20 protein-coding genes are annotated in these 24,547 nt (G+C 72.3%); 13 read left to right on the top strand and 7 right to left on the bottom strand.

Annotated elements, in window-relative coordinates:
• The first annotated feature begins 343 nt into the window (after nt 1-343).
• Nucleotides 344-1,471: a CapA family protein gene (locus HEP81_RS04445; RefSeq protein ID WP_037656925.1), complete on the top strand. Its 1,128-nt coding sequence runs from the start codon at nt 344-346 to the stop codon at nt 1,469-1,471.
• Here the strand turns inward: HEP81_RS04445 and HEP81_RS04440 are convergent, their stop codons facing one another.
• Entirely contained in the window at nt 1,472-2,893 is a 1,422-nt protein-coding gene (locus HEP81_RS04440; protein ID WP_037656927.1) for an amino acid permease, read from the bottom strand. It abuts the gene before it with no gap.
• Nucleotides 2,894-2,944: 51 nt separating this feature from the next.
• Entirely contained in the window at nt 2,945-3,892 is a 948-nt protein-coding gene (locus tag HEP81_RS04435) for a LysR family transcriptional regulator (protein ID WP_078967427.1), read from the bottom strand.
• A gap of 122 nt (nt 3,893-4,014) precedes the next feature.
• Between HEP81_RS04435 and HEP81_RS04430 the strand changes: the two genes are divergently transcribed.
• Complete coding sequence (locus HEP81_RS04430; RefSeq protein WP_243279286.1) at nt 4,015-5,265, top strand: MFS transporter; 1,251 nt, start codon at nt 4,015-4,017, stop codon at nt 5,263-5,265.
• On the opposite strand, the gene HEP81_RS04425 is transcribed toward HEP81_RS04430, so the two are convergent.
• Nucleotides 5,201-5,671: a universal stress protein gene (locus tag HEP81_RS04425; RefSeq protein WP_037656933.1), complete on the bottom strand. Its 471-nt coding sequence runs from the start codon at nt 5,669-5,671 to the stop codon at nt 5,201-5,203. The two genes, HEP81_RS04430 and HEP81_RS04425, sit on opposite strands and share 65 nt — an antisense overlap.
• A 103-nt stretch (nt 5,672-5,774) precedes the next feature.
• On the opposite strand from HEP81_RS04425, the gene lysX reads away from it, so the two are divergent.
• Both lysX and HEP81_RS04415 read left to right on the top strand, forming a co-directional pair.
• Nucleotides 5,775-9,044 (top strand): bifunctional lysylphosphatidylglycerol synthetase/lysine--tRNA ligase LysX, encoded by a 3,270-nt coding sequence (gene lysX / locus HEP81_RS04420; protein WP_037656935.1) that lies wholly within the window; start codon nt 5,775-5,777, stop codon nt 9,042-9,044.
• 291 nt (nt 9,045-9,335) lie between these two features.
• Nucleotides 9,336-10,178: a polysaccharide deacetylase family protein gene (locus HEP81_RS04415; protein ID WP_037656937.1), complete on the top strand. Its 843-nt coding sequence runs from the start codon at nt 9,336-9,338 to the stop codon at nt 10,176-10,178.
• 33 nt (nt 10,179-10,211) lie between these two features.
• On the opposite strand, the gene HEP81_RS04410 is transcribed toward HEP81_RS04415, so the two are convergent.
• On the bottom strand, nt 10,212-10,904 hold the full coding sequence (locus tag HEP81_RS04410; protein ID WP_037656939.1) for a class F sortase: 693 nt from the start codon (nt 10,902-10,904) through the stop codon (nt 10,212-10,214).
• Between the two features lie 334 nt (nt 10,905-11,238).
• Between HEP81_RS04410 and HEP81_RS04405 the strand changes: the two genes are divergently transcribed.
• Nucleotides 11,239-12,195 carry a hypothetical protein gene (locus HEP81_RS04405; RefSeq protein WP_037656941.1) on the top strand — a complete coding sequence of 319 codons (957 nt, stop codon included), beginning with the start codon at nt 11,239-11,241 and terminating at the stop codon, nt 12,193-12,195.
• A 91-nt stretch (nt 12,196-12,286) separates the two neighbouring features.
• Here the strand turns inward: HEP81_RS04405 and HEP81_RS04400 are convergent, their stop codons facing one another.
• Nucleotides 12,287-13,051 carry a bestrophin-like domain gene (locus HEP81_RS04400; RefSeq protein ID WP_078967421.1) on the bottom strand — a complete coding sequence of 255 codons (765 nt, stop codon included), beginning with the start codon at nt 13,049-13,051 and terminating at the stop codon, nt 12,287-12,289.
• A 32-nt stretch (nt 13,052-13,083) separates the two neighbouring features.
• Nucleotides 13,084-13,212, bottom strand: a complete 129-nt coding sequence (locus HEP81_RS42095; RefSeq protein ID WP_259332543.1) for a hypothetical protein — start codon at nt 13,210-13,212, stop codon at nt 13,084-13,086.
• Between the two features lie 1,045 nt (nt 13,213-14,257).
• On the opposite strand from HEP81_RS42095, the gene HEP81_RS04390 reads away from it, so the two are divergent.
• On the top strand, nt 14,258-15,070 hold the full coding sequence (locus tag HEP81_RS04390; RefSeq protein WP_037656945.1) for an SAM-dependent methyltransferase: 813 nt from the start codon (nt 14,258-14,260) through the stop codon (nt 15,068-15,070).
• Nucleotides 15,067-17,208: a putative bifunctional diguanylate cyclase/phosphodiesterase gene (locus HEP81_RS04385; RefSeq protein WP_037656947.1), complete on the top strand. Its 2,142-nt coding sequence runs from the start codon at nt 15,067-15,069 to the stop codon at nt 17,206-17,208. Before HEP81_RS04390 ends, HEP81_RS04385 begins: the two co-directional genes overlap by 4 nt.
• Before the next feature lie 74 nt (nt 17,209-17,282).
• Here the strand turns inward: HEP81_RS04385 and HEP81_RS04380 are convergent, their stop codons facing one another.
• Complete coding sequence (locus HEP81_RS04380; protein ID WP_037656950.1) at nt 17,283-18,167, bottom strand: LysR family transcriptional regulator; 885 nt, start codon at nt 18,165-18,167, stop codon at nt 17,283-17,285.
• Between the two features lie 120 nt (nt 18,168-18,287).
• On the opposite strand from HEP81_RS04380, the gene HEP81_RS04375 reads away from it, so the two are divergent.
• The 6 genes from HEP81_RS04375 to HEP81_RS04350 all read left to right on the top strand — a co-directional run bounded on the left by HEP81_RS04375 (nt 18,288) and on the right by HEP81_RS04350 (nt 24,542).
• Nucleotides 18,288-18,959, top strand: coding sequence for a succinate dehydrogenase (locus HEP81_RS04375; protein WP_037656952.1), 672 nt, complete (start codon nt 18,288-18,290; stop codon nt 18,957-18,959).
• Nucleotide 18,960: 1 nt separating this feature from the next.
• Nucleotides 18,961-20,910 (top strand): fumarate reductase/succinate dehydrogenase flavoprotein subunit, encoded by a 1,950-nt coding sequence (locus HEP81_RS04370; protein ID WP_037656954.1) that lies wholly within the window; start codon nt 18,961-18,963, stop codon nt 20,908-20,910.
• Nucleotides 20,907-21,656 carry a succinate dehydrogenase/fumarate reductase iron-sulfur subunit gene (locus tag HEP81_RS04365; protein ID WP_037656955.1) on the top strand — a complete coding sequence of 250 codons (750 nt, stop codon included), beginning with the start codon at nt 20,907-20,909 and terminating at the stop codon, nt 21,654-21,656. The genes HEP81_RS04370 and HEP81_RS04365 overlap by 4 nt, the downstream gene beginning before the upstream one ends.
• A gap of 108 nt (nt 21,657-21,764) precedes the next feature.
• A complete protein-coding gene (locus HEP81_RS04360; protein ID WP_051850232.1) occupies nt 21,765-22,799 on the top strand; it encodes a hypothetical protein in 1,035 nt (344 codons plus the stop codon).
• Between the two features lie 157 nt (nt 22,800-22,956).
• Nucleotides 22,957-23,727: a GNAT family N-acetyltransferase gene (locus HEP81_RS04355; RefSeq protein WP_037656957.1), complete on the top strand. Its 771-nt coding sequence runs from the start codon at nt 22,957-22,959 to the stop codon at nt 23,725-23,727.
• Nucleotides 23,727-24,542, top strand: coding sequence for a lysophospholipid acyltransferase family protein (locus HEP81_RS04350; protein WP_037656959.1), 816 nt, complete (start codon nt 23,727-23,729; stop codon nt 24,540-24,542). The genes HEP81_RS04355 and HEP81_RS04350 overlap by 1 nt, the downstream gene beginning before the upstream one ends.
• Nucleotides 24,543-24,547 lie beyond the last annotated feature (5 nt).

Below are 24,547 nucleotides of genomic sequence, written 5' to 3'. Positions count from 1 at the left end.
GAGGACAGCCCATTGCCCCGACGGGGCTCACAGCAAGGCGCTTTGCCAAGGTTTGACCTGACCCCCGGTTTCATCACGGTACCGGGCGGAACGGTGAGGGCGCGCGCCGCTTCCGTCCCATCGGCCCCGCGGGTGCACACGAGGGCAAACGCGTCCCGGCGCCGCGGCGTGAGAGTCTTCACAGCCGCCCGGCGGCCCCTTGTGGAGGCACCGGATGGGTCAATGAGAGGACCCGGCCCGTTTGGACGGAGAGTCGGCTTCATACCCATATGCCCGTCACGGCAAGGTCGGTAAATACGACAGCCGTACTGAGGTGCTGACGCAGATCCCGAGGGGTGAGCCGATGATCGGACGCAGACACCAGGTGGCCCTGGCCCTGACCGTTGTCCTCACGGCGGCGGCCGCCTGCTCCCAGCAGGCCCGCCAGGACTCCGGCCGAAGGGGAGCCGCCGGGCCGCCCGGGGGCCGCGGCTTCACCCTCGTCGCTACCGGCGACATCCTCACCCACCCCGCCGTCCTCGAACGCGCCTCCTCCGACGCCTCCGGTGGCGGCTACGACTTCCGGCCCATGCTCTCCGGCGTCGAACCCCTCGTCCACGACGCCGATCTGGCGCTGTGCCACCTGGAGGACGGCGCCGGGGGCGCGGCCCCGCTGGCCCCGCCGCAGCTCGCCCAGGACCTCGCCATGACCGGCTACGACGGCTGCGCAACCGCCTCCGAACACGCCCTGGACAACGGCGCCGACGGCATCCGGGGGGCCCTCGACACGCTGGACGCGGCGGGCCTCAAGCACGTCGGTACCGCCCGCAGCGCGGACGAGTCCCGGCGGCCGGCCCTCTACCGCGCCGGTTCCGCCACGGTCGCGCAGCTGTCGTACACCTTCGACACCGAGCAGCCGCTGCCGAACGGGCAGCCCTGGGCGCTCGGTCCGATCGACGCCGACCGGATCACCGCCGATGCCCGCGCCGCCCGCAAGGCCGGCGCCGATGTGGTCGTCCTCTCCCTGCACTGGGGCACCAATGGAGACGACGCCCCCACCGAGGACCAGGCCGCCCTCGCCCGCAGGCTGACCGCGGCCACTGACGGACACCGCCCGGACATCGACCTGATCCTCGGCGCCCACACCCATGTCCCGCAGCCGTACGAGAAGGTCAACGGCACCTGGGTGGTCTACGGCCTCGGCGACCAGATCTCCGGCGAACTGGATGACGGCAACGGCTCCCGGGACCCGCGCGGCAATGAGTCCACCCTCGCCCGCTTCACCTTCGCCCCGCCCGCGCGGTCCGGCGAGCGCTGGCGGGTGACGCGGGCCGAGTTCGTGCCGCAGCTGTACGACCTCGACGCCGGGCGTGTGGTCGACGTGGACCGGGCCGTCGCGGGCGGGGCCGACCTCGCCGGGGTCCGGGACCGGATCCGGGACGTGGTGCTCAGCCGGGGCGCCGCCCAGGACGGCCTGGTCATGGGGGAGTGATCAGTCGGTGGTCCGCTCGGCCAGCGCCGAACGCTTGTAGGAGTAGGTGAAGTAGACGACGCAGCCGATCACGAACCACACCGCGAACCGCACCCAGGTCTGCCACTGGAGGAACGTGATCAGCCAGATCGAGAAGACGACACCCAGCGCGGGCACGAACGGCACCCACGGCGTACGGAAGGCGCGCGGCAGGTCCGGGCGCCGCCGGCGCAGCACGATCACCGCCACGCAGACCACCACGAACGCCAGCAGGATCCCGATGTTGGTGAGCTCGGCCGCCTCCCCGATCGGCAGGAACCCGGCGATCAGCGCGGACGCCGCCCCGACGATCCAGGTCACCCGGGTCGGCACATGCCGCGTCGGGTGCGTCTTGGCGAACCAGCGGGGCAGCAGCCCGTCCCGGGACATGGAGAACCAGACACGAGTGACCCCCAGCATGAACGTGAACATGACAGTAAGAATGCCGATGATGGCGCCCACCGCGATCACGTCCGCGAGCGCGTTGAGCCCGACCGACTTGAAGGCCGTACTGAACCCGCTCTCCTTGTCGATGTACTTGTAGTTCTGCATACCGGTCAGCACCAGACAGGCCGCCACGTACAGCACCATGGCGATCACCAGCGAGTAGATGATCGCCCTCGGCATGTGCCGCTGCGCGTCCTTGGACTCCTCGGCGGCGGTCGACATCGCGTCGTAGCCGAACACCGCGAAGAACACCGTCGCCGCACCCGTGAACGCGCCGCTGATCCCGTACGGGAAGAACGGGTGGTAGTTCGCGCTGTCGATGTGGAACAGGCCCACCCCGATGACCAGCAGCACCACCAGCACCTTCACCCCGACCACGATCGTCTCGAAGCGGGCCGCGCTGCGGATGCCGAGGGTGAGCAGCCAGGCGATCAGGAAGCAGAGCAGTACCGCGAACAGGTCCACCCGGTGCCCGGCGCCGGTGCCGGGCGCGCCCAGCATCCAGTGCGGCAGCTTCGCGCCCATCTGCTCGACCAGGAAGCCGAAGTAGCCGGAGATGCCGATCGCGACCACCGCCACGATCGCCGTGTACTCCAGCAGCAGGTCCCAGCCGATGAACCAGCCCGCGAACTCACCGAGCACCGCGTAGCCGTAGGTGTACGCCGAACCCGCCTTCGGGATGAGCCCCGCGAACTCGGCGTACGACAGCGCCGCGCACGCGCTCGCCGCACCGGCGATCAGGAAGGACACCAGCACCGCGGGCCCGGCCGTGCCGTTGGCGACCGTACCGGCGAGGGTGAAGATACCGGCGCCGATGATGCCGCCGACGCCGATCGCGGTGAGCTGCCACAGCCCGAGGGACCGCTCAAGGCGGGGCCCCTCGCCGACCTCCGTCTCCTCGATGTGCTCGATGGGTTTGCGGCGGAGAATGCCCTCACCCGCGCGGAGTCTTGCCATACGCCTCACCTCTTCGCCGACGGCAAACGGCTGACGGCGGCTCATGATGGCTCAGGGGCGCCGCGCAGGGAAGGCGCCACGCACGGCCCAGGCCGGGGTCCACGCACGCGAGGACGGGCGGGCGAGCGGCCGCTCGGCGAGATGGGCGCGCAGCGCGGCGAGCCCCGGATGCGTGTTCGCCGCGTCCCACACCAGGGAGTGCGGATAGACCGGCGTCGGGTCGGTGAGCGGGATCCGCCGCAGATCGTGGCCTTGCGGCCACACCAGCCGGATGCCCTCGGCGACCAGGGTGGCCAGCGAGGCGGAGTCCGCGACCGTGTCGAGCAGCGCCTCCGAGCCGAAGTCGGGGCCCACCGAGTCGATGGTCAGCCCGAACTCGGCGGCCAGCGCCGCGTAGTAGGCGGCCCACTCGGTGCCGGCCACCAGGCCCGGCATCCAGATCCGGTGCCCGGCCAGCTGCGCCGGGGTCACCGAGCGAGCCCCGGCCAGCGGGTGCCGGGGGCCGGTGAGCAGCTGCACCGGCTCGTCGAAGACCCGGGCCGCCCGCAGCCCCTCGGGCAGCCGGGTGCCCACCGCGCGGAAGGTCGCGTCGATGGTGCCCGCGCGCACGGCGGCAACGGCCGTGTCCGCGTCGAACAGCGTCACCACGTCCAGGGCGGTCTCCGGATGCGCCCGGTGGAAGTCGCGCAGCAGCCCCGCGGGGCCGAGCCGGGCCCCGACCACATCGACCCGCAGCGCCCGCCGGCCCGGCCGTACCGAGGCCGCGGCGCGTTCCTCGGCCAGCAGCAGCTCGCGGGCGTGCGGCAGGAACGCCTGCCCGTCGATGGTCGGCCGCGCCCCGCGCGCGGTCCGGGTGAACAGCCGTACCCCCAGCTCCTTCTCCAGTGCCGCGATCCGCTTGGAGACGGCCTGCTGGGTGATGCCGAGGACGGCCGACGCCTCCTGGAACTGCCCGGTGTCCGCCACGGCGACGAAGGTGCGTACGGCCTTGAGATCCACGCCCGTCATCGTAGCCACCGCCCCTCGCTGTACAACCTGTGGTTGTGGCCGGCGTCTTCCCGGTTGTTTGATACGCACCCCACCTGGTGGTTTTCATGTCCCGGGGCAACGGGAGGTTGTGGATGAAGCTGGGTCGGCGGTTCGGGTGGCTGTGGGCCGCGTACACGGTCAGTACCTTCGGTACCTGGCTCGCGTTCGACGCGCTGGCGCTGATCGCGGTCATCGTGCTGCACGCGGGCGCCGCCCAGGTCTCGCTGCTCGCCTCGGTCGGCGTGGCCGTCGGCGCGGTGGCCGCCGTACCGCTCGGACCCTGGATCGAGTTCCGCCGCAAACGGCCGGTGATGATCACCGCGGACCTCGTACGCGGGGCCGCGCTGCTCACCCTGCCCGCCGCCTACGCGCTCGGGACGCTGGGCTTCGGGCAGCTCCTCGTGGTCTCCGTGGTCGTCGCGGCCGCCGACATCACCTTCACCGCCGCCTCCGGCGCCCACCTCAAAGCGCTCGTGCCGCCCGACGGCCTGCTGACCGCCGCCGGCAGATTCGAGTCCACCACCTGGACCGCCAGCGTGCTCGGCCCCCCGGTCGGCGGCGCCCTCGTCGGGCTGCTCGGACCGGTGACCACGGTCGCCGCGGACGCCGTCAGCTATCTGCTCTCCGCGTTCGGCATCCGCGCCATCGGCCGCGAGGAGACCGTCCCCGAGCGCCCCGGCACACCCCGCGCCGGAGAGCTGCTCGACGGCTGGCGGCACCTGCTCACCAGCCGCGCCCTGCGCCCGCTGTTCTTCAACGTGCTGCTGAACAACGCGCTGATCATGGCCGGCTCACCGGTCCTCGCGGTCCTCATGCTCGGCCGCCTCGGCTTCACGCCCTGGCAGTACGGCCTCGCCTTCGCCGTGCCCTGCCTCGGCGGACTGCTCGGCTCCCGGCTGGCCCGCCCGCTCGCCACCCGGTACGGCAGACACCGGGTGCTGCGCGCCTCGGGCGTCCTGCGCGCCTGCTGGCCGATCGGCCTCGCCTTCGTCGGGCCCGGCCCGAGCGGACTGCTGGTGGTGATGGTCGTCGAGGCCGGACTGATCACCTGCTGCGGCATCTTCAACCCGCTCCTCGTCACCGAGCGCCTGGAGATGACCCCGAACGACCGGGTGGCCCGCGTCCTGGCCGCCTGGTCGGTCACCGGCAAGGCGGTCACGGCCGCGCTCACCGCGCTGTGGGGGCTGCTCGCCGCCCTCCTCGGCGCGCGCACCGCGCTCGGCCTCGCCGGGGCGCTGCTGCTCGCCACGCCGCTGCTGCTGTGGCCCCGCCCGGCCGCTACGGAACGACCGTCACCGGCCACCGTCCCGCCTTCACCAGCCGCACCGCCACCGACCCGATGATCCGGTGCCCCGCCTGCTCCGAGGCGCCCACCACCACCGCGTCCGCCTTCAGCTCCTCGGCGGCCGTCACCAGTCCGGCGTAGGGGTCGCCGCGGAAGGTGTGGAACTCCCAGCGCACCTCGAATATCCCGCGGACCCGCTCGGCCGCGTCCCGGATCTGCGCCACCAGGTCATCGGCGATCTCGTCGGTCGTCTCCATCACCGGCGCCCCGAGCGCCGCCCCGGCGGCCAGCACCGGCTGCACGTACACCACCGCGAGCAGCGCGTGCTGCCGCCGGGCCAGACCGCCCGCGTACGCGGCGGCGCGCATCGAGGACTCGGAGCCGTCCACGCCGACGAGGATCACCTTCGGCCCGTCCGTGCCCCGTTCGAACTGCTGCGCATGCTCTTCGTGCTGCTCCGTCACGTCCCGAGGTTATCGGAACCGTTGCTTCCTGTGGACCGCCAGGGCGTACGGAGATCACGCCTCGACGCGCGCACCCCCCGCCCCCCTCCCTACAGTCGGAACCATGACCGCCACCGCGGAGCCCGCCGCACGCAGGGACGGCGCGGGGGAGCACCCCCCGGCCGGCGGCGGGCGGCTCGGCCGGGTGCCCGAGGCGTTCGGGGGGCTGTTCGCCGCACTGGGGCTGCTGTGCGCGGCGATCGCGCTGGTGGAGCCCCTGCGCCGGGTGCTGCGTCCGCTCGTCCGGGGCATCGATCTGCTGCTGGTCCCCATCAGCGCCAACCTCGCCTACGCGGTCTTCCTGTTCCTGCTGGCCGGGGCCACCGCCGCCCGCAAGAAGGTCGCCTGGTGGCTGGTCGTCGTCTACCTGGGCCTGCTCGTCCTCAGCGACGCGCTCGGCCTCGCCCTCGGCCTGTACGCCCAGTCCCTGCCCTCCCTGATCCCGTGCGGCCTGCTGCTGGCCCTGCTGCTGGTGGCCCGGGGCGAGTTCTACGCCGCCTCCCGCCGCGGCGCGGTGTGGCGCGCCCTCGCCGTGCTGCTCGGCGGGCTCGCCGTCGCGATCCTGCTCGGCTGGGGTCTGGTCCTGCTGTTCCCGGGCACCCTCCCGGCCGACGAGCACCTGGCCTGGGCCGCCGACCGGGTCTGCGGCGGCCTCGTCTCCAGCAGCTCCTTCGCCGGACACCCGCCCCGCGCGGTCACCTTCGTGCTCGGCCTGCTCGGCGCCCTCGCCCTGCTCAACGCAGCCGCCACACTGTTCCGTTCGCAGCGCCTGGAGGCCGCCCTGCACGGCGACGAGGAGGCCCGCGTCCGCGCCCTGCTCGCGCGTTACGGCGACCGCGACTCGCTCGGCTACTTCGCCACCCGCCGCGACAAGGCCGTCGTCTTCTCGCCCAGCGGCAAGGCCGCCGTCACCTACCGCGTCGAGGTCGGGGTGTGCCTGGCCAGCGGCGATCCCGTCGGCGACCCGGAGGCCTGGCCGCACGCCATCGCCGCCTGGCTGGATCTGGCCCGCCGCTACGCCTGGGTGCCCGCCGTGATGGGCGCCTCCGAGGACGGCGCCCGCGCCTACGCCCGCGCGGGCCTCGGCGCCCTCCAGCTCGGCGACGAGGCGATCCTGCACGTCGCCGGGTTCGATCTGGACGGCCGGGACATGCGCGTCACCCGGCAGGCCGTGCACCGGGTCCGCCGCACCGGCGCCACCTGCCGCATCCGCCGCCACGCCGCGCTCGGCGAACGGGAGATGGAGGAGATCGTCGACCGGGCCGACGCCTGGCGCGACACCGAGACCGAACGCGGCTTCTCCATGGCCCTGGACCGCCTCGGCGACCCCGCCGACGGCGACTGCCTGCTCGTCGAGGCCTGCGGCGAGGACCGCCGACTGCTCGCGCTGCTCTCCTTCGTGCCCTGGGGCACCGACGGCGTCTCCCTGGACCTGATGCGCCGCGACCGCGCCGCGCCCAACGGCGTGATGGAGTTCATGGTCACCGAACTGTGCGCCGCCGCACCGAAGTTGGGCATCCGCAGGATCTCCCTGAACTTCGCCGTGTTCCGCTCGGTCTTCGAGGAGGGCGCCCGGATCGGCGCCGGGCCCGTCCTGCGGCTCTGGCGCCGGCTGCTGCTGTTCTTCTCCCGCTGGTGGCAGCTGGAGGCCCTGTACCGCTCCAACGCCAAGTACCACCCCGAGTGGTACCCGCGCTTCATCTGCTACGGCGAGACCGCCTCCCTCGCCCGGATCGGCCTGGCCTCCGGCATCGCCGAGGGCTTCGTCCCCGTACCGTCCCTGCGCACCCTGTGGGGCAAGGGGCACCGCACGACCGGCCGGCCGCCCGCGCCCCTCACCCCGCCGCTCACGACCGCGCCCGCCCCGGACACCGGCGCAGCGCCCGCCGACCCGGACGCGGGGCTGCCCGACCAGGTCCGCGTCCGCCACCACAAGCTCGACCGGCTGCGCGCCGAGGGCACCGACCCCTACCCCGTCGGGGTCCGCCCCCCGACCCATGCCCTCGCCGACGTTCCGCCCGGCGAGCGGGTCACCGTCGCCGGGCGGATCATGCTGGTCCGCGACCTCGGCGGGATCGTCTTCGCCGTGCTCCGCGACTGGTCCGGCGACCACCAGATCGCCCTCACCCGCGAGGGCTGCGGCGCCGCCCTCGCCCGCTTCACCGCCGACGCCGACGTCGGCGACCACATCACCGTCACCGGGACGAGCGGCCTCAGCGACCGGGGCGAGCCCACCGTCTTCGCCACCGCCTGGCAGCTCACCGGCAAGTGCCTGCGCCCGCTGCCCGACAAGCGCCGGGGCCTGACCGACCCCGAGGCCAGGGTCCGGCTGCGCCACCTCGACCTGGTCACCCGGCCCAGCGCCCGTGCCGTGCTCCGCGCCCGCTCCGCCGCCGTCGGAGCCCTGCGCCAGGGACTGCTCGGCCGCGGCTACGTCGAGGTCGAGACCCCGGTGCTCCAGCGGATCCACGGCGGCGCCAACGCCCGTCCCTTCACCACCCACAGCAACGCCTACGACCTCGATCTGTATCTGCGCATCGCCCCCGAGCTGTACCTCAAGCGGCTGTGCGTGGGGGGCCTGGAGAAGGTCTTCGAACTCGGCCGCACCTTCCGCAACGAGGGCGTGTCGCCCAAGCACAACCCCGAGTTCACCATGCTGGAGGCGTATCAGGCGTACGCCGACTACGACGTGATGCTCGACCTCGCCCGCGAACTGATCCAGGGCGCCGCCACCGCCGCCCACGGCGCCCCGGTGGCCCGCAGAGGCACCGAGGAGTACGACATCTCCGGGCCCTGGCCGGTGAAGACGGTCTACGGCGCCCTGTCCGAGGCCCTCGGCGAGGAGATCGGCCCCGGCACCGAACTGCTGCGCCTGCACCGGCTGTGCGACCGCGCCAAGGTGCCGTACACGGCGGACGACCAACCCGCCGACGTCGTCCTGGAGATGTACGAGCGCCTGGTCGAGGAGCGCACCCAACTGCCCACCTTCTACAAGGACTTCCCGACCGCCGTCTCCCCGCTGACCCGGCAGCACCGCACCGACCCCCGGCTCGCCGAACGCTGGGACCTCGTCGCCTTCGGCACCGAACTCGGCACCGCCTACTCCGAGTTGACCGACCCCGTCGAACAGCGCCGCAGGCTCACCGAGCAGTCGCTGCGGGCGGCGGGCGGTGACCCGGAGGCCATGGAACTGGACGAGGACTTCCTTCAGGCCCTGGACTACGCGATGCCCCCGACCGGCGGCCTCGGCCTCGGCGTCGACCGGCTCGTCATGTTCCTCACCGGCCTCACGATCCGGGAGACCCTGCCGTTCCCGCTGGTGCGCCGCCGCTGAGCCCGGCCTCGGGGGCCGGGGCGGTCCTGGCGAAGGCCGGCGGCGCGACCGCCGGGACGCGTCCAGACCCCGCGGCACGGCACCACCGCCTGCGCGCTCCCCCCGGCGGCGCCAACTCGGCTCGCCCCCTTGACCGTTGTCCTGACGATGTCCGTGCCGGCCGAAGGGCTGTCGGAGCCGCCCCGCGGGTGCCGCGGAGGCGCTGCCCCCGCTGGTCCGACCGGGTGGAAATACCGCCCGCACGCCGTGCCGTTACGGTGCGGCGACCCCTTGTGGGGCGACTGATGAGTCATGCAGAAAGATCAGTTGTTCACACGCCGTCGCCTGCTCCTCGCCGGTGCCGCCGCCCTGGGCGCGGCCGGCACCGCGGGACTCATCGTGGCGGGCAGCGACGAGGAGGGCGCCCGGATCGCCGCCCCCGCGCCCGCCCCCGGCCCCCAGGCCCGCCAGGCGCCCCTGAAGTCCTCCGCCTTCCGGCTCCGGCCGCTGACCGGAGGCGCCCCGCCGCACTCCGCGCCGCGCAAGCTGAAGGTGCGCACCGAACCCATCTTCCGGATCTCCGAGCACGGCCGGCAGATGATGCTCACCTTCGACGACGGCCCCAATCCCGATTACACCCCGCACATCCTGGACACCCTCGCCAAGCACGGCGTACGGGCGATGTTCTTCCTGTGCGGCGAGTGCGTCGAGGCCAACCCGCACCTGGTGGCCCGGATGGCGGAGGACGGCCATGTCGTCGGCAACCACACCTGGACGCATCCCCTGCTGACCACCCTCGACCGCTCCGAGATCAAGTCCGAGATGGAACGCACCAGTCACATCATCGAGAAGTTCTACGGCGACCTTCCACAATGGTTCCGCGCCCCCTACGGCGCCTGGAACAAGGCCGCCTTCCAGCTCGGCGCCGAGATGGGCATGGAGCCGATGGCCTGGACCGTCGACACCACCGACTGGGACACGCCCGGCACCGACGTCATCATCGACCGGGTGGAGAGCGGCGCCGCGCCGGGCGTGGTGATCCTCTCGCACGACGCCGGGGGCGACCGTTCGCAGACCGTGGAGGCCATCCAGGAGTGGCTGCCCTATCTGCTCGACAGCGGATACCACCTCACGGTGCCGACCCGGCGCGTCTGACCCCCGCCCGACCGCCCGCCGGGCCGCGGTGGTTCAGGTGACCGCGACCAGGCGGGCGAAGACGACGACATTGCCGTCGTAGCCGTTCTGCTTGGAGAAACCACCGCCGCAGGTGATGACCCGCAGTTCCGGGGTGCCCTTCGAGCCGTACACCCGGTCGCCGGGGAAGCCGGCCTTGGAGAAGACCTCGACGCCGTAGATCTCGAACACCGCCGTCCTGCCGTCCTTGCGCAGGACCTCGACGCGGTTCCCCTTCTTCAGGGCCCCGAGTCCGTAGAACACGGCGGGGCCCTGCTGGTTGTCGACATGGCCGACGATGACCGAGGTGCCCTTCTCACCCGGGGAGACCGCGCCGGTGAACCAGCCCGCCAGATCGGGGTCCTCGGGCGGCGGCGCGCTCACCGCGCCGGTCGGGTCCAGGCCCACGGGGGTGACCGGCGCGTCCACATGGATCGCCGGGATCCGCACCCGGTCCGCCGCGGAGAACGTCAGCGGTACGGGCCCGGTGGGCTGCGGGCTCTGCGGGGTGCGGGTGTCCGGGGCCGCCGCCGAGGCGGGCTGCGGCGGGCCGACGTCGAACTCGCCCGAGCCGTTGCGGAGAAGTGCCAGACCGGAGAGCAGCAGCAGCGCCATCACACCCCACGGTGCGCGCCGCCGGCGCCGTACGGCGTCGTCCTCGTCCTCCTCGGCGAGCCGGGGCGGCTGGTACAGCCGGGGCGCGGACATGCGCCGTCCCGTCTCCAAGCGTCGGTCGTCCCCTGCGTTGCGCATGGGAAAAAGCTAAGTCCCGCACGGGCACCCGGCGACGGGCCGAGTGGCGAACGGGTGGCCCGTCACCCTCGTGGTGCGCCATCCGAGTTGCCGTTCCCAGGAATTTTCTGACGGTCCGTGACCTGCGGCTATATCCGATTGTCAGGTTGTCGTGCGGAGTGTCGGATCACCAGGACGGAGCATTCTCGACATGCGGGCGTGTTCCGTTCACCCGAGGGTCTGAGCTGGGAGGTGCTTTCTCGCCGATCGACCGGGGACGGGCCCCGGGGTGCCTTCCGCGGAGGATCACATGCGAAACCAACGCGCCCTGGCGGCCGCGTGCACCGCGGTGGCCGTGCTCGGGCTCGCCGCCCCCGTGGCCGTCGCGGACGGCATGGGCAACGGGGGCGGCACCACGGGAGGCACGGGCGCCGGCTCGGGGACCATCGTCGGTCCCGGTACCGGTGTCGGCAACTTCGGGAACGGCAATGTCGGAATCGGTGGCGGGGGCGGAAATCTCGGTGGCGGTGGCGGGGGTGGCGGAGGCGGGAACTTCGGCAACGGCGGAGGGGGCGGCGGAGGCGGGGGCGGCAACTTCGGCAATGGCAACGGGAACAGAGGCGGAGGCGGAGGCGGCAACTTCGGCAACGGGAACGGCGACTTCGGGAACGGGAACGGGAATTTCAACGGGAACGGCGGCTTCAACGGGAACGGCCGTTTCGAGGGCCACTTCAACGGCACCATCAGCGGCAACGGCCGTATCAGCGGCAATGGCCGGGGCGATGACTTCGGCAATGGCCGGGGCGACGATTTCGGACGCGGCGAGGGCGGCCTCGGCGGTGACTTCGGCAACGGGCCCGGCGGTGACAACGGGCTGCGCAACATCGTCGTCTCACCGAGCGTGGTCGCGGCCGGGGGCCGGCTGACGGTCACCGTGCAGGGCTGCCGGCGCGGCGGCGAGATGGCCTCCCGCGCCTTCCGCACGGCCCCGCTGACGCCCTTCCGGGACGACACCTCGCGCGGAGTCGTCTACGTCAACCGCAACGCCCGCGCGGGCCGGTACGACATCTCCGTGCGCTGCGACGGCCGCACCATCACCCGGCCCCGGGCCTTCACGGTGATCGGTGGGGTCAACGGCGGGCTCGGCGGCAGCCGGACCAGCGGCGCGACGACCACGGACATGGCCATCGGCGGCGGTCTGGTCGGCGTGGCCCTGATCGGCGGCGGGGCGTACTGGCTGCGCCGCAGGGGTGAGCGGCGGGCCTGAGGGGAAACCCCGAGAAACGCCCGGACCGGCGGCCACTGTGCGCGGGCCGCCGGTCCGGGACTCCTGTGCTGTCGGGCTGTGCCCGGTCCGGTCAGCTGGTGATGCCCGGGAACAGATTGAGGAACGGTTCGGCGGTCACCGCGATGCCCCGGCTGTAGGGGGCGTCCAGGTCCCAGATCAGGAACAGCATGAAGGCGATGGTCGCGGAGAACAGCCCGGCCAGGAGCAACTCCCTCTTGGTGCGCCGGATCTGGAGCGCGAACACCATCCCGACGGTGATCACCGCGCCGGTGAGCAGCCCCCACCACACCACCGAGGGCATGGTGGCGCCCGTCGAATCGCCCCGCGCGTTGCGGGCCTGGTCCGCGGCGGCCATCTGATCCAGCAGCGGCTGGTACGCCTGCGCCTCGAAGTCGTTCTTCGGCCGGTAGTCGGTGACGTCCTCGCGGACCTTCTGGAGCAGCGCGGTCCCATGGTCGGTGATGCGCTCCTGGTGGGCCATCGTGGGCCACTCGGAGTGCACGACATAGCTGACATAGGAGTTGACATCGGCCCGGATGAGGTCTCGGGTCTGCGGCGGATACACCCGCACCCGCTCCGAGATCTCGTGCAGCGCCTGCGCCTCGGTTTGCACATAACTCTGGGCGGAGTCACGCGCCTCCCACACGCCCGCGATGGCCAGACCCAGGACGATCGCGTAGACGACGCCGATCCACATCGTCATGTACTCGATGACGTCCGGGGTCTCATTGGGGTCCTCGTCCTCGGGCGCCCGCCGGTGCCGTACGAAGGTCACGAGGACCACCACGACACAGGCGCCCAGCATCCCGAGGACGAGAACAAGCCAATCCGACAACGGATACCTCCAGAGGTGAACTGCCCGACGGGTCAGCGCGGGCGCAGGGCCACGACGGCGACGATCGCGGGTACGGCGATGAGCAGGACGTAGGTGACGGGCGCGGTGTGGCCCGGGGCGGGCCGGTTGGCCGGATGCGGGTGGTACGCCGGGAAGCTCACCGGCGCGAGCGAAGGCCGCGGTGCGGGTGCGGGCTTGGGCTTCGGCTTCGGGGCCGGTACGGGCTTCGGCGTGGGCGGGGGAGGCGGGGTGGGCGTCGGCCGGGGCGCCCGGACGGGCGGCGCGGGCTTCGGTGTGGGCCGCTGCGTCGGCGTCGGCTTCGGCTTCGGCTTCGGCGAAGGCGTAGGGGGCGGAGCAGGGGTCGGGGTCGGGGTGGGTGTGGGGGTCGGCGTCGGGGTCGGTGGGCACGTCGGCGGGGGTGGCGGTGGGCAGTGCCGGTGCGGCGGCCGGTGGTGGTGGTACGGGGGAGCCGGCCGGTGATGACGGCCGCCGGAGAGGGTCACCGAGGCGCCCCCCACGGCGACCGGGACACCGCCCGCCGGGGCCGACGGGCCGTCGGCGGAGGCCGAGCCGGCACCCTCGAAGGCCCAGGCACCGCCCGCGAAGGCCGAGCCGCCACCCCCCGAGGCCACGACCGAGACATCGCCCGCCGAGGCCACCGCCACCGTGCCGTCCGGCCCCGTGGAGGCGTACGCGCAGGCGTCGGCCGACGCATGGCCGACCGGGCAGCCCGTCAGAGCGCAGGCCAGCGCCAGGAGGGCCAACACCCTTGGGGCGGGCGGGCGTCGGGTCACGTGGAGTCCATGCACCCGAAGATCATGGGACGCGCGCGGCGGCCGTAACCCGGACTGCGGCGATATTGGTCCGAAGGAGGGATAAAGCCGATCAGCGGTTTGACGATCGGATGAGTCCGACATGGCTGAGAAGGCACCCCAGTTCGACCCTTCATCCACACGAGGGCATCACCGGATCGTCGAACAGAGGGCCCCGCGAGGCGTCACCCGTCCCGATGGCGTGCGGTGGACGGCGGTCGACGCGGTCCCCGGGCCCGGACGTCACCGAGCGGGGTCGGCCGGGCACTTCCCGCAGGCAGTGACCGGGAACGGATGGTCAATTTCCGGTTCAGGTCGCTCCTTTGGCGGGCGATCAGTAGCCTCTGCTCGAACACCGGATCGCCTACGTCCACGTCCCCGCCTTGGAGAGATAATGGAGCGTCCCGCCTGGGTCCCACGCAGCATCGACATCTCGGTGCCGAGCGTCTCGCGCATCTACGACTACTACCTGGGCGGTTCGCACAACTTCGAGGTCGACCGGGAGGCCGCCCGCAAGGCCATGGACTTCATGCCGGGGCTGCCCAAGACGATGCAGGCCAACCGGGCTTTCCTGCGCCGGGCCGTGCGCTTCGCGGGGCGGGAGGGCATCACCCAGTTCCTGGACATCGGCTCCGGCATCCCGACGTACGGCAATGTCCATGAGATAGCCCAGGCCGCCGTCCCCGGCGCGCATGTCGTCTACGTCGACCACGACCCGGTCGCCGTCGCGCACAGCCAGGCCGTCCTCGCGGGCAACGACACCGCGGACGTGGCCACGGCGGACCTGCGCAAGCCGCAGGAGATCCTCGCCAGCCCCGAAGTTGGCCGCCTGATCGACCTGAACCGGCCAGTCGCTCTCCTCCTCGTTGCCATACTGCACTTCGTGGAAGACGCGGACGACCCCTACGGGGCGGTGGCCGAACTGCGCGAGGCACTCGCGCCCGGCAGCATGCTGATCCTCACCCATGCCTCGTACGAGGGAATCCCCGTGTCCGCGGAGCGGGCCGAGGGCGCGGTGGACGTATACAAGGACATTCGCAACCCGCTGATCATGCGCTCGCGCGACGAGGTCGCGCGGTTCTTCGAGGGGTACGACATGGTGGAACCCGGACTGGTGCCGATGCCGCTCTGGCGCCCGGAATCCGCGCCGGAGGACGAGGATCCGTTCGCCTTCGCCGGATACGCCGGCGTGGGGCGTACGGCGTGAGCGCGGAACCGGACGGGCCGGAGGACAGACTGCGCCGGCTGACGACGATCTGGAGCCGGGCGCTGTACCCGGTGACCTCGACGTCGCTCACCCGCGCCGAGTTCGAGGAACAACTCCTTCCGCTCGCGCGCCGGTTGAGCGAGCTGCTGCGAGTCCGCAGCTTCGACGCGGACGCCGCGAAGGCGGTCGGCGCCGCCCTGGTCGAGGCGCACTGCACCGACCCCGAGGCGCTCTCGCGCACCCTGGACTGCGTGGACGCCTACCTGGTGCTCTACTGCGGCGGAGACGGCCCGCAGGACGAACTGCGCATGCGTTCCTCGCGGTTGCAGCACGCGATGGCCGCGGGCTACGCGCACGCGCTGCGCCGGCGCACCCTCGCCGAGCAAGAGGCCATCGCCCAGGCCGCGTTGCGGGCCCAGGGCGTGGTGGCACAGGCGCTGCACGCGAGCGAGGCCCGGTTCCGCGCGGTCTTCGAGGGCGCCGCCATAGGGATCGGCATCGCCGACCTCGACGGCCACATCCTCCAGGTCAACGAGGCGCTGCTGCGCATGTTCGGGCTCACCCAGCAGTCGCTGCGCGGCCGCCGGGTGCAGGACTGGACGCACCCCGACGACGCCCCCCAGACCTGGCGGCTCTACGACGAACTGGTCCGCGGCGACCGCGAGCACTACCACCTGGAGAAGGCCTTCAACCGGCCCGACGGCACGGTGCTGTGGACCAATCTGACGGTCTCCCTGCTGCGCGACGCCGACGGCAGACCGCAGTACCAGCTCGCGCTCATGGAGGACACCACCGAGCGCCGGCTGCTCAATCTGCGGCTGCGGTACGAGGCGACGCACGACGCGCTCACCGGACTGCCCAACCGCACCCTGTTCTTCGAGAGGCTGGAGAAGGTCCTCGCCGCCGGGGACGGCCAGCGCTTCGGGCTGTGCTACCTCGACCTGGACGGCTTCAAGACCATCAACGACAGCCTCGGCCACGCGGCCGGCGACCGGCTCCTGGTGGAGGTCGCCGACCGTCTCCAGTCCTGCGCGACCGCGCCCGGCGAGATGGTCGCCCGGCTCGGCGGCGACGAGTTCGTGGCGCTGACCACCGGCCCCGGTACCGACCGCACCGTGGACGAGCTGGCCGAGCGCATCATGAACGCGCTGGTCACTCCGATCAGCATCGACGGCCGCGACCTGCTGGTGCGCGGCAGTCTCGGCATCGTGGAGGGCCCGGCGGGCGAGCGTACGGCCGCCGAGGTGCTGCGCAGCGCGGACATCACCATGTACCGGGCCAAGTCGGCGGGCGGCAACCGCTGCGAGCTGGCCGACCCGGAGGCGGACGCCCGCGCCATCACCCGGCACGGCCTGACCACGGCCCTGCCCGCCGCCCTGGAACGCGGCGAGTTCTTCATCGAGTACCAGCCGCTGGTGCACCTCGGCGACGGCAGCGTGCGCGGCGCGGAGGCGCTGGTGCGCTGGCTGCACCCGCAGCACGGAGTGCTCGGGCCCGACCGCTTCATCCCGCTCGCCGAGCACACCGGGCTGATCGTGCCGCTCGGCCGCTGGGTCCTGGAGGAGTCGATCCGGCAGGCCCGCGCCTGGCGGGTGCGGCACGGCGGCCAGGACGCCGGGCCGCTGCGGATCAACGTCAACCTGTCCCCGTGCCAGCTCAGCCACCCCGGTCTGGTCCAGGACACGGTGGACATCCTCGAACGCGCGGGCGTCACCCCCGACGCGCTGTGCCTGGAGGTCACCGAGTCCGCGCTCATCGGCGCCGACGACGATCTGCTCAAACCCCTGCGCAGACTCGCCGAGATGGGCGTGGACATCGCCCTGGACGACTTCGGCACCGGCTACTCGAACCTGGCCAATCTGCGCCGCCTCCCGGTGAGCGTCCTGAAACTGGACCGCTCCTTCACCCAGGGCATGCAGCAGTTCCCCGCCGACCCCGTGGACCTGAAGATCGTCGAGGGCATCGTCACCCTCGCCCACAGCCTCGACCTCGCCGTCACCGTCGAGGGCGTGGAGACCGGCGCCCAGGCCGAACAACTCCGCGTCCTGGGCTGCGACACGGCCCAGGGCTGGTACTACGCCCGCCCGGGCCCCCCGGAGCGGCTGCATGACCTGGCGTTGGCGGACGCGAAGGGATGATCGCGGGGGTGTGGGGGGCGCAGCCCCCCACCAGGGGCGCGGGGCTGTATTGACGCACCCCGCACCAAGCTCCCTCACCGCTCCAGCAACATCCGCTGAAGCTCTCGCGCCGCCCTCGGCGGAGCCACGTCGCTGCGATGCGCCAACGCGATCACCCGATCCAACCCCGGCCGAGCGAGCGGAGTGACCCGCAACCCCAGCCCCGCCCGCATGGCGACCATCCGGGGTACGACCGCCACCCCGAGCCCCGCCCGCACGAACCCCAGCACCGCGTCCATCTCACCCCCCTCGACGGCGAACTCCGGCTCGAACCCGGCGGAGCGACACGCCGCGACGGTCAGCTCCCGCAGGTCGTACCCGTGCCGGAACATCACCAGGCGCTCCCGCTCCAGGTCGGCGATGTGCACGATCCGCCCGCCCCGGCCGGGCGCCGGTGCCTCCGGGGAGGAGACGACGACCAGGTCCTCGCGCAGCACCTCCCGCGTGGTCAGCGCGGGCGACGGCGTCGGCAGCGGTAGCACGATCAGCGCGAGGTCCAGCGCGCCCCGGGCCAGCTCCCGCACCAGGTCGTGGGAGCCGCCCTCCTCGATCATGAGCCGGATGCCCGGATAGCGGTCGTGGAAGGCGCGCAGCACATCCGGCAGCAGACCCGTGCACAGGCTCGGCGTCGCACCGAGCCGCACCCGGCCGCGGCGCAGCTGCACCAGCTCCTGCACCTCCTGCCGGGCGGTGTCCGCGTCGGCGAGGATCCGCCGGGCCAGTGGCAGCAGCGCCTCGCCCGCGTCGGTGAGCGTGATGTTGCCCCGCGCGCGCAGGAACAGATCCGCGCCCAGCTCCCGCTCCAGCGCCTTGATCTGCTGCGACAGCGACGGCTGTGCCACATGCACCAGCTCGGCGGCATGGGTGAAGTGCCGGGTCTCGGCGACGGCCACGAAATACTGGAGCTGCTGGAGCTGCATACAGCAACGATAGCCTCAGCCTATGGAAACGAGCCGCACCATGTCTTGGACCGATCGGGACGTTCGGCCCTAGCGTGCTGTTCCATGGCTCTGGCAACGCGGACGGACCGACGGCCGTCCATGGCGCGCACGATGTGGGACTCCTCCGTCGGCAAGAAGACAGTGATGGCCGTCAGCGGTCTGATCATGCTGCTCTACCTGGTGGTGCACATGATCGGAAACCTGAAGATCTATTTCGGGGCGGACGAGTTCAACCACTACGCCCACTGGCTGCGCACCGTCGGCGAACCCTTCATGCACTACGAGTGGACGCTCTGGATCATCCGGGTCGTCCTCGTCGTCGCCGTGGTCGCCCACGCCACGTCCGCGTACCAGCTCAGCCGCCGCGACATCAAGGCACGGCCCAGCAAGTACGTCCACAGCAGGCCCCGGGCGAGCTACGCCACGCGCACCATGCGCTGGGGCGGGATCATCCTCGGCCTGTTCATCGTCTGGCACATCCTGGACCTGACCACCGGCACCGTGCACTCCGGCGGCTTCCAGCCCGGCCACCCGTACCAGAACGTCGTGGACACCTTCTCCACCTGGTACGGGGACGTGATCTACATCGTCGCGATGCTCGCGCTCGGCCTGCACATCCGGCACGGCTTCTGGAGCGCCGCGCAGACCCTCGGCGTCGGCAGCCGCGCCCGCGACCGCGCACTGAAGACCACCGCGAACGTACTCGCGCTGCTGCTCACGGCCGGCTTCATCGCCGTACCCGTGGGCGTCATGACCGGAGTGGTGAGCTGACATGACCGACTACGTGAACTACACGACCGGCGAACCCGTCGCCGACACCAAGGCCCCCGCGGGACCGATCCACGAGCGCTGGGACACCCGCCGCTTCGAGGCCAAGCTGGTCAACCCGGCCAACCGGCGCAAGCACACCGTCATCGTGGTCGGCACCGGCCTCGCCGGCGGCTCCGCGGGCGCCACCCTGGCCGAACAGGGCTACCACGTCGTCCAGTTCTGCTACCAGGACTCCCCGCGCCGCGCCCACTCCATCGCCGCGCAGGGCGGCATCAACGCGGCGAAGAACTACCGCAACGACGGCGACTCGATCCACCGGCTGTTCTACGACACCGTCAAGGGCGGCGACTTCCGCGCCCGCGAGTCCAACGTCGCCCGCCTGGCGCAGATCTCGGTGGAGATCATCGACCAGTGCGTGGCCCAGGGCGTGCCCTTCGCCCGTGAGTACGGCGGCCTGCTCGACACCCGCTCCTTCGGCGGCGTCCAGGTCTCCCGCACCTTCTACGCCCGCGGCCAGACCGGCCAGCAGCTGCTCCTCGGCGCCTACCAGGCGCTGTCGCGGCAGATCGCCGCCGGGAACGTGGAGATGCATCCGCGCACCGAGATGCTGGACCTGATCGTCGTGGACGGGCGGGCGCGCGGCATCGTGGCCAGGGACCTGATCACGGGCCGTATCGACACGTACTTCGCGGACGCGGTCGTCCTCGCCTCCGGCGGCTACGGCAATGTCTTCTACCTGTCCACCAACGCCATGAACTCCAACGCGACCGCGATCTGGCGGGCGCACCGGCGCGGCGCCTACTTCGCCAACCCCTGCTTCACGCAGATCCACCCGACGTGCATCCCGCGCACCGGCGACCACCAGTCCAAGCTCACCCTGATGAGCGAGTCGCTGCGCAACGACGGCCGGATCTGGGTGCCCAGGGCCAAGGGGGACGACCGCCCGCCGAACCGGATCCCCGAGGAGGAGCGCGACTACTACCTGGAGCGCATCTACCCCTCCTTCGGCAACCTGGTCCCGCGCGACATCGCCTCCCGCGCCGCGAAGAACGTCTGCGACGAGGGCAGGGGGGTCGGCCCCGGCGGCCAGGGCGTCTACCTGGACTTCGCCGACGCGATCCAGCGGATGGGCCGGGGAGCGGTGGAGGCCAAGTACGGCAACCTCTTCGACATGTACCAGCGGATCACCGACGAGGATCCGTACGAGGTGCCGATGCGGATCTACCCGGCCGTGCACTACACGATGGGCGGACTGTGGGTCGACTACGACCTCCAGACCACCGTCCCCGGCCTGTTCGCGGTCGGCGAGGCCAACTTCTCCGACCACGGCGCGAACCGGCTCGGCGCCTCCGCCCTGATGCAGGGCCTGGCCGACGGCTACTTCGTGCTCCCGGCCACCATCAACGACTACCTGGCCCGCAACCCCCACCAGGCCCCGGTCACCCCCGAACACCCCGCCGTGCAGGAGGTGTTGGCGGAGACCGAGGACCGGCTGAACCTGCTGCTCGCCGTCGACGGCGACCGCACCCCGGACTCCTTCCACCGTGAACTCGGCGAGATCATGTGGGAGTTCTGCGGCATGGCCCGCACCGACGAGGGGCTGCGCAAGGCCCTGGAGCGCATCCCGCAGATCCGCGAGGAGTTCTGGCGGCGCATCAAGGTCCCCGGTACCGGCCAGGAGTTCAACCAGTCGCTGGAGAAGGCCAACCGCATCGTCGACTACCTCGAACTCGCCGAACTCATGTGCCTCGACGCGCTGCACCGCGCCGAGTCCTGCGGCGGCCACTTTCGCGAGGAGTCCCAGACCCCGGACGGCGAAGCCGCCCGCACGGACGAGGAGTTCGCCTACGCGGCCGCCTGGGAGTTCGCCGGTACGGGCTCCGCTCCCGTCCTGCACAAGGAAGACCTGGTCTTCGAGTACGTCCACCCCACCCAGCGGAGCTACGCATGAAGCTCACCCTGCGCGTCTGGCGGCAGCAGAACGCCGACGCCGACGGCACGATGTCCACCTACGAGGTGGACGGCATCTCGTCCGACATGTCCTTCCTGGACATGCTGGACCTTCTCAACGAGCGGCTCATCCTCTCCGGCGAGGACCCGGTCGCCTTCGATCACGACTGCCGCGAGGGCATCTGCGGTGCCTGCTCCCTGGTGATCAATGGCGACGCGCACGGACCCGAGCGGACCACCACCTGCCAGCTGCACATGCGGTCCTTCAAGGACGGCGACACGATCGACATCGAGCCCTGGCGGGCCGCCGCATTCCCGGTGATCAAGGACCTCGTGGTCGACCGGTCCGCGTTCGACCGGATCATCCAGGCCGGCGGCTATGTCACCGCGCCCACCGGATCCGCGCCCGAGGCACACGCCACGGCGGTGCCGAAGGCGGACGCCGACTTCGCGTTCGAGCACGCCGAGTGCATCGGCTGCGGAGCCTGCGTGGCGGCGTGCCCCAACGGCGCGGCGATGCTGTTCACCTCGGCCAAGATCAACCATCTGAATGTGCTGCCGCAGGGCGCGCCCGAGCGGGAGACCCGGGTGCTCGACATGGTGGCGCAGATGGACGAGGAGGGCTTCGGCGGCTGCACCCTGACGGGGGAGTGCGCCACCGCCTGCCCCAAGGGCATTCCGCTGATGTCCATCACCGGCATGAACCGGGAGTGGCTGCGGGCCACCCGGAAGGCGGGCAAGCGGTAACGCCGCTCGCACACACGACCGTTCGCCGACAGGGGCGAGCGGGCGGGGCCGGGAGGGTGGTGCTCACCCGGCCCCGTCTCGTGTTTCCCGCGCCTGTACCCTCCGCTCATGATCTTCGGAAACAAGGGGAGGGAGCGGTTCCTGGAAGCCGTCGCCGGGTTCGAGACCGCTGTGCGGGAGCGTGACACCGATCGTGCCGAGCACGCGTTCCAGGAGCTGCACCGGCACTTCCAGGGGGCAAAGGCGCAGGAGACCGAGCGGGCCGCACGGCGCCTCGCCGCGCTGCTGCCCGGGATACCGCCGGGACCGCGCGGCACCGTGGCCGTGATCGTCGGCGCCTGCGTGGAGCGGGGCGCCGATCCGACCGCCTGCGCGCCACACATCTTCGACGGCCTCGCGGAGGCGCTCGCGGGCGTCCGAGAGTTCGGCGAGCGCTGGGCGGCGACCGGCGGCGGTGAACTGCCGGACCCGGAGGGGGAACAGGACCCGGGGCTGTTCGACCGGGTCGGCCCCGAGGCCGCCCTGGCCTGGCTGACGCTGCCCCAGTGGGAGATGGCCTGCGTCGCCGTGCTCAACCACGCCGCCGTGCGTACCGCGCTCGGCACCGAGCGGCGCGCCGCACTGCTCACGGGGCTGCGCGCGGTGCAGGAGGCATCCGGAGACGCGTTCAAGTGCCTCCACCACGCCCTGCTCGTCCTCGACGACGAACCGCTGATCGTCCTCGACCGCGCCACCGGCACCGGCTTCGCGCTGCGGATGAGCGGACTCGGCGACAACTTCCAGCTGCACACCCTGCTCGCCGACGTGCTGATCGGCGGCGGCCACCTCCCCGGCCAGGCCCCCTCCGCCGAGGAGGCCGCCGTCTGCCGCGACCAGCCGGGCCAGGTGCCCACCACCGGCTCCTTCAACCTGGTCAGCCCCACCGGGGAGTGGGTGTGGAACGAGGGCACCCCCGCGGACATCCCGGTCGTGGACGGCGCCCGGCTCCTCGTCCTTGACCCGCCGCCGTACCAGCGGAGCTGGCCCGCAGGCCGCTTCTTCCCGCACATGAGCGGCGACCTCGTCCTGGAACGCGTCCTCGCGCCCGAGGAGGCCGCGCGGCTGCTCGCCGACTGTGCGACCGAGGGGTCGCCGGGCGAGTAGCCGCCTGGCGGCCCTGGCCGTTCAGCATTCCCACATCCGCTCTCCCGGCACCCGTCACGCGCCGGCCAACCGGCGTCGGAAGAACAGGAACGGCGGGCCGCGGACCACCGGTCCGCCGCCGCTGCCGCCGAACCGGCCCCGTGACCAGGAGAGAGCCATGACCGGCGTATCCACCCTCGACCGTCCCCCGGGGCCCTTGGCACCCGCCCGCTACACCGTCGCGCTCGCCCGCGACGAGGACGATGTGCGGGCCGCGCAGCGGCTGCGGTACGACGTCTTCGCCGGGGAGATGGGCGCCGTGCTCGCCACCCCGCGGCCGGGCCACGACATCGACGCCTTCGACGCCCACTGCGACCATCTGCTGGTCCGCGACACGGTGACCAGGCAGGTCGTCGGCACCTACCGGCTGCTGCCGCCCGAGCGGGCCGCGGCCGCCGGACGGCTGTACTCCGAGGGCGAGTTCACGATCGACGCGCTCGACACGATCCGGCCCGGCCTGGTCGAGGTCGGCCGCTCCTGTGTGCACCCCGACCACCGCGACGGCGCGGTCATCGGCCTGATCTGGGCCGGCATAGCCCGCTACATGACCGACCGGGGCCATGAGTGGCTGGCCGGATGCTGCTCGATCCCGCTCGCCGACGGCGGCGCCCTCGCCACCGCCACCTGGGACCGGGTGCGCGCCAAGCACCTGGCGCCCGAGGAGTTCCGGGTACGACCGCTCTCGCCCTGGACCCCGAACGCCGAGGCCCCCGCCGGGCGCACCGAACTGCCCGCCCTGCTGCGCGGCTACCTCCGCCTCGGCGCCTGGGTGTGCGGGGAGCCCGCGCACGATGCGGACTTCGGGGTCGCCGACCTGTATGTGCTGCTGCCGATGCGCCGGGTCAATCCGCGCTATCTGCGGCACTTCCTCTCCCTCGTGCCGGCCTGATGAGCGTCTGGCTGCCCACCGCGCCCTGCACCCCGGACGCCTGTGTGGAACCGGCGCCCGCCGTCGTCGCCGCACCCCGTGCCGTGCTGCGGCTGGCCGCCGTCGCCGCCTTGGTGCTGGCCGGGATCGCCCTGTCCCCACTCGGGCGGCGGATCCCCGCCGAGTGGATCGGGCGCTGGTGCCGGGCCGTCGTACGGGCCTTCGGGGTACGGGCGAGCATCACCGGCGCGGTCGCGCCAGGCGGCGGGCTGCTGCTGGTCGCCAACCATGTGTCCTGGCTGGACATCCCGCTGCTGACCGCCGTACGGCCGGCCAGGATGCTCGGCAAGACGGAGATACGGCGGTGGCCGGTGGCGGGCGCGCTGGCCGCGCGGGGCGGGACCCTGTTCATCGAACGGGACCGGCTGCGGGCCCTGCCCGGCACGGTCGCGGTGATCGCCGACGCCCTGCGCACCGGGTCCGCCGTGGCCGCGTTCCCGGAGGGCAGCACCTGGTGCGGGCGCGCCCACGGCCGCTTCCACCGGGCCGTCTTCCAGGCGGCGCTGGACGCGGGCGTGCCCGTGCAGCCGGTCCGTCTGCGGTACTGGCTGAAGGACGGCGGTACGGGCACCGCCGCGGCGTTCGTCGGCGAGGACACCCTGCTCGCCTCCCTGTGGCGGGTGGCCCGCACCCGGGGACTGGTCGCCGAGGTCCAGGTGCGCCCGCTGATCCCCCCGGACACCCACCCCGACCGGCGCGCCCTCGCCACCGCGGCCCAGCCGATCACCCCCGCCCCGACCTGGCCCCACGCGGTCCTGGTCAACGGCCGGGGATGACCAGG

The organism is Streptomyces griseofuscus, from assembly GCF_014673495.1.
Classification (GTDB): domain Bacteria; phylum Actinomycetota; class Actinomycetes; order Streptomycetales; family Streptomycetaceae; genus Streptomyces; species Streptomyces murinus.
The sequence above is the reverse complement of the archived record's forward strand: the minus strand, read 5'-3'. Positions and strand labels throughout refer to the sequence as shown.

Bases quoted from the DNA above. Each gene is read 5' to 3' on its own strand.
- HEP81_RS04445 (WP_037656925.1), top strand. From the start codon at position 344: ATGATCGGACGCAGACACCAGGTGGCCCTGGCCCTGACCGTTGTCCTC.
- HEP81_RS04440 (WP_037656927.1), bottom strand. From the start codon at position 2,893: ATGGCAAGACTCCGCGCGGGTGAGGGCATTCTCCGCCGCAAACCCATC.
- HEP81_RS04430 (WP_243279286.1), top strand. From the start codon at position 4,015: ATGAAGCTGGGTCGGCGGTTCGGGTGGCTGTGGGCCGCGTACACGGTC.
- lysX (WP_037656935.1), top strand. From the start codon at position 5,775: ATGACCGCCACCGCGGAGCCCGCCGCACGCAGGGACGGCGCGGGGGAG.
- HEP81_RS04415 (WP_037656937.1), top strand. From the start codon at position 9,336: ATGCAGAAAGATCAGTTGTTCACACGCCGTCGCCTGCTCCTCGCCGGT.
- HEP81_RS04410 (WP_037656939.1), bottom strand. From the start codon at position 10,904: ATGTCCGCGCCCCGGCTGTACCAGCCGCCCCGGCTCGCCGAGGAGGAC.
- HEP81_RS04405 (WP_037656941.1), top strand. From the start codon at position 11,239: ATGCGAAACCAACGCGCCCTGGCGGCCGCGTGCACCGCGGTGGCCGTG.
- HEP81_RS04390 (WP_037656945.1), top strand. From the start codon at position 14,258: ATGGAGCGTCCCGCCTGGGTCCCACGCAGCATCGACATCTCGGTGCCG.
- HEP81_RS04380 (WP_037656950.1), bottom strand. From the start codon at position 18,167: ATGCAGCTCCAGCAGCTCCAGTATTTCGTGGCCGTCGCCGAGACCCGG.
- HEP81_RS04375 (WP_037656952.1), top strand. From the start codon at position 18,288: ATGGCGCGCACGATGTGGGACTCCTCCGTCGGCAAGAAGACAGTGATG.
- HEP81_RS04370 (WP_037656954.1), top strand. From the start codon at position 18,961: ATGACCGACTACGTGAACTACACGACCGGCGAACCCGTCGCCGACACC.
- HEP81_RS04365 (WP_037656955.1), top strand. From the start codon at position 20,907: ATGAAGCTCACCCTGCGCGTCTGGCGGCAGCAGAACGCCGACGCCGAC.
- HEP81_RS04360 (WP_051850232.1), top strand. From the start codon at position 21,765: ATGATCTTCGGAAACAAGGGGAGGGAGCGGTTCCTGGAAGCCGTCGCC.
- HEP81_RS04355 (WP_037656957.1), top strand. From the start codon at position 22,957: ATGACCGGCGTATCCACCCTCGACCGTCCCCCGGGGCCCTTGGCACCC.
- HEP81_RS04350 (WP_037656959.1), top strand. From the start codon at position 23,727: ATGAGCGTCTGGCTGCCCACCGCGCCCTGCACCCCGGACGCCTGTGTG.